Here is a 3,328-nt window from a genome sequence, read left to right as displayed (position 1 = left end):
CCGCCCCCGCCCCCGCCGTACGGTCTCAACCGGCCGATCGTCCGGCCCGCCGCTCCCCGACCAAGGAGGGCCCGTGGAACCCCGCTGCCCGTTCACCCACGTCCTCGACCCCCACGCCGCCGACCTGCACGCCGAAGCCGCCCACCTGCGCACCCACGGCCCGGCCGTCCGGGTCGAACTCCCCGGCAAGGTCCTCGCCTGGTCGGTGACCCGCGCCGAGGTCGCCCGGCAGCTCCTCTCCGACAGCCGGATCGTCAAGAACGCCCGCCGCCACTGGCCCGAGTGGATCGACGGCCGGGTCGGCCCGGACTGGCCGCTGGCCAGCTGGGTCGCGGTGGAGAGCATGTTCACCAGCGACGGCGAGGACCACCACCGGCTGCGCACCCTGACCGCCCCCGCCTTCGGCCCCCGCCGGGTGGAGGCCCTGCGGCCCCGGGTGCGCGCGATCGTCGCCGCGCTGCTCGACGGGCTGCGCGCCACCGCGCCCGGCGAGCCGGTCGACCTGCACGCCCGGCTCTCCTACCCGCTGCCGACCACCCTGATCTGCGACCTCTTCGGCGTCCCCGAGGAGCAGCGCCCCGAGGTGCGGCGGGTGGTCGACGGCGTCCTGGAGACCGGCGCCTCCCCCGAACGGGCCAAGGCCGTGCTCGACGACCTGTTCGCCGCGATGGCGCGCCTGGTGGCCACCAAGCGGGAGACGCCCGGCGACGACATGACCAGCGAGCTGATCGCGACCCGGGACGCCGCCGGCACGCGGCTGAGCGAGCAGGAGCTGGTGTCCACCCTGATCCTGATGATCGGCGCCGGCTCCGAGACCACCGTCAACCTGATCGACCACACCGCGGCCCTGCTGCTCACCCACCCCGAGCAGCTCGCGCTGGTCCGGGACGGCTCGGCGACCTGGCGCGACGCCATCGAGGAGGCGCTGCGCCTCGAAGCGCCGGTGATGCACCTGCCGCTGCACTTCGCCGCCGAGGACATCGACCTCGGCGAGGACGTGCTGATCCGCACCGGCGAACCGGTCCTGATCGCCTACGGGGCGAGCGGTCGGGACCCGGAGCTGCACCCCGACCGGCCGGAGGTCTTCGACCTCACCCGGCCCGACAAGGCCAGCCTGGCCTTCGGGTACGGACGCCACTACTGCCTGGGCGCCGCGCTCGGCGTGCTGGAGGCGGAGGAGGCCCTGACCGCGCTGTTCGGGGCCTACCCCGAGGTCGAGCTGGCGGTGGCGGCGGAGGAGCTGCGGCACCAGGAGTCCTTCATCGTGAACGCCCTGCGCGCCCTCCCGGTGCGTCTCTCCCCCGCCTCCTGACCGGGCGGCCACCACCGGCAACGGGGGCCGTTTGTCGGAGGCGGCCGCTACCGTACGGCCATGGACGACGACCGCACCCCCGCCGTACGCCTGGCGCCCTGGTCCGAGGGCGACGCCGAGCTGCTGCGCGCCCTCAACGCGCCGGAGCTGATGACCCATCTCGGCGGCCCGGAATCCGAGGAGGCCCTCGCCCGCCGCCACCGCCGGTACGTCGACCTGACCGCCGACCGCACCCGCGCGGGGAGGATGTTCCGGATCGTGCNNGTTCCGGATCGTGCTGCCGCAGACGGGGGCGGCGGAGGCGACGGCCGGGGCCATCGGCTTCTGGGACCGCGAGTGGGCCGGCGAGCAGGTGTACGAGACGGGCTGGGCCGTGCTGCCGGCCTTCCAGGGCCGGGGTGTGGCCACGGCCGCGGCCCGCGCGGTGGCGGAGCAGGCCCGGGCCGAGGGCCTGCACCGCCACCTGCACGCCTTCCCCTCGGTGGACCATCCGGCGTCGAACGGGGTCTGCCGGGGGGCGGGCTTCGAACTCCTGGGGCCGCAGGACTTCGAGTACCCGCCGGGCCACCCGATCCGCTGCAACGACTGGCGGCTCGACCTGGACAACCCCTAACCGAGCCGGAGGTTCCAGCGGCCCGCCCGGCCGGTCAGTTCGACCACCGCCAGCGGGGGCACGTCCAGGCGCCGGAAGGCCAGGTCGGGGACGCCGAGCGCGTGCACGGCCGCGGCCCGGACGGCGTCCGGCTCGGCGACCACCAGGACCCGGCCGGTGAGCCCGGCCGCCGTCCCGTCCAGCCACCCGGCGACCCGGGCGCACAACTGCCGCACCGACTCGCCCCCGTGCGGGGCGGCGGCCGGGTCGGCGAGCCAGGCCATCACCGCCTCCGGCTCCTCGGCGGCCACCTCGTCGAGGGTCCGCCCGCGCCAGCGCCCGGTCGCGCAGCCGCGCAGCGCGGGCTCGGCGACCGCGTCGGCGAGGCCGAGCTCCTCGGCCGTGCGGCGGCAGCGGGCCGAGGGCGAGACGAAGCGGTGGGACGCCGCGGGGAGGTCCGGCCGGAGGGCGCGGGCCGCGCGCACCCCGGCCTCGTCCAGCGCGTCCTCGCCGTGCGCGACATCGAGGCCGCCCGCCGCGTCACCCCCGTACGCGGAGGCTTCGTCGGCGAACCGTGCCTGCCGCAGCTCGGGTCCGATCGCCGGGGAGACGAAGATCACCCGTACCGTCACGTGTTTTCCCCCTTCGTACACCTGTCACCCTTGGGGGCCCTCGGAGCGCCGTGCTCCGTGCCCTCCCGGCGCGCGAATCCGCAGGTCGCGCCACGACAACGATTCCGTGCGCGCCCTTGGCGCCGTCGGCACCGGGCGCTACGGTCTCCCCCGACAACAGAAGACGACGGCGAGACGGAAGTCCGGTGTGAATCCGGCACGGTCGCGCCACTGTATGCCGGACCAGGCCACCTCACGCAACGGCGGGGCCCGGCAAGTCAGACCCGATGGCCGTCGTCCGAGCTCCACCGAACGGGACGCGTGTTTCCCCCAGGAGGTCCTGCCATGGCCCAGTCCGTCTTGTCCCCCAGCCTGCCCTCGGCCGGCTCCGCCCCCGCATCGCTGCCGATCCGCGCGATCCTGCCGTGGGCGCTGTTCCTCGGCACCCTGATGCTGGTCCTGCTCTACTTCGTCGGCGCCGAGCAGGGCGCCACCTCGGTCTTCTCCGGTGCGACGGTGCACGAATGGGTGCACGACGGTCGGCACCTGCTCGGCTTCCCCTGCCACTGATCCCGGAGAACACGCACCGATGAACAACTCCGCAACCATGCCGTCCGGCACCGTGGGCAGACTCCTGCTGCGCGGCCTGCTGGCCGGCCTGATAGCCGGGCTGGTGGCCTTCGTCTTCGCCTACACCGTCGGCGAGGGCCCCGTCTCGGACTCCATCGCCCAGGAGCAGGCCCACTCCGCCCCGGCCGGGCACCACGACCACGGCGGCGGCTCCGGGGCCGCGGCCGGCGGCACCGAGGACGC

5 protein-coding genes and 1 riboswitch are annotated in these 3,328 nt (G+C 75.3%); of the genes, 4 read left to right on the top strand and 1 reads right to left on the bottom strand.

Features of this window, described 5'->3' with window-relative positions; all coding sequences use genetic code 11:
- Nucleotides 1-73 precede the first annotated feature (73 nt).
- Both VR45_RS30885 and VR45_RS50720 read left to right on the top strand, forming a co-directional pair.
- Entirely contained in the window at nt 74-1,312 is a 1,239-nt protein-coding gene (locus VR45_RS30885; RefSeq protein ID WP_045943174.1) for a cytochrome P450, read from the top strand.
- Between the two features lie 274 nt (nt 1,313-1,586).
- The gene (locus tag VR45_RS50720; RefSeq protein WP_353612729.1) at nt 1,587-1,925 is read left to right on the top strand and encodes a GNAT family N-acetyltransferase; all 339 of its coding nucleotides are present in this window, start codon (nt 1,587-1,589) and stop codon (nt 1,923-1,925) included.
- On the opposite strand, the gene VR45_RS30875 is transcribed toward VR45_RS50720, so the two are convergent.
- Nucleotides 1,922-2,536, bottom strand: coding sequence for a histidine phosphatase family protein (locus tag VR45_RS30875; protein ID WP_045943173.1), 615 nt, complete (start codon nt 2,534-2,536; stop codon nt 1,922-1,924). The two genes, VR45_RS50720 and VR45_RS30875, sit on opposite strands and share 4 nt — an antisense overlap.
- Before the next feature lie 176 nt (nt 2,537-2,712).
- Nucleotides 2,713-2,799: riboswitch (cobalamin riboswitch) on the top strand.
- A 61-nt stretch (nt 2,800-2,860) separates the two neighbouring features.
- On the opposite strand from VR45_RS30875, the gene VR45_RS30870 reads away from it, so the two are divergent.
- Together VR45_RS30870 and VR45_RS30865 are read left to right on the top strand one after the other, a co-directional pair.
- A complete protein-coding gene (locus VR45_RS30870; RefSeq protein WP_030394041.1) occupies nt 2,861-3,085 on the top strand; it encodes a CbtB-domain containing protein in 225 nt (74 codons plus the stop codon).
- A gap of 19 nt (nt 3,086-3,104) precedes the next feature.
- Nucleotides 3,105-3,328: CbtA family protein (locus tag VR45_RS30865; protein ID WP_045943172.1), on the top strand; the 224-nt coding region annotated here is incomplete at its 3' end.

The organism is Streptomyces sp. NRRL S-495 (assembly GCF_000966955.1).
In the GTDB taxonomy this organism is placed as follows: domain Bacteria; phylum Actinomycetota; class Actinomycetes; order Streptomycetales; family Streptomycetaceae; genus Kitasatospora; species Kitasatospora purpeofusca.
This window is presented reverse-complemented; position numbering and strand designations above follow the sequence as displayed.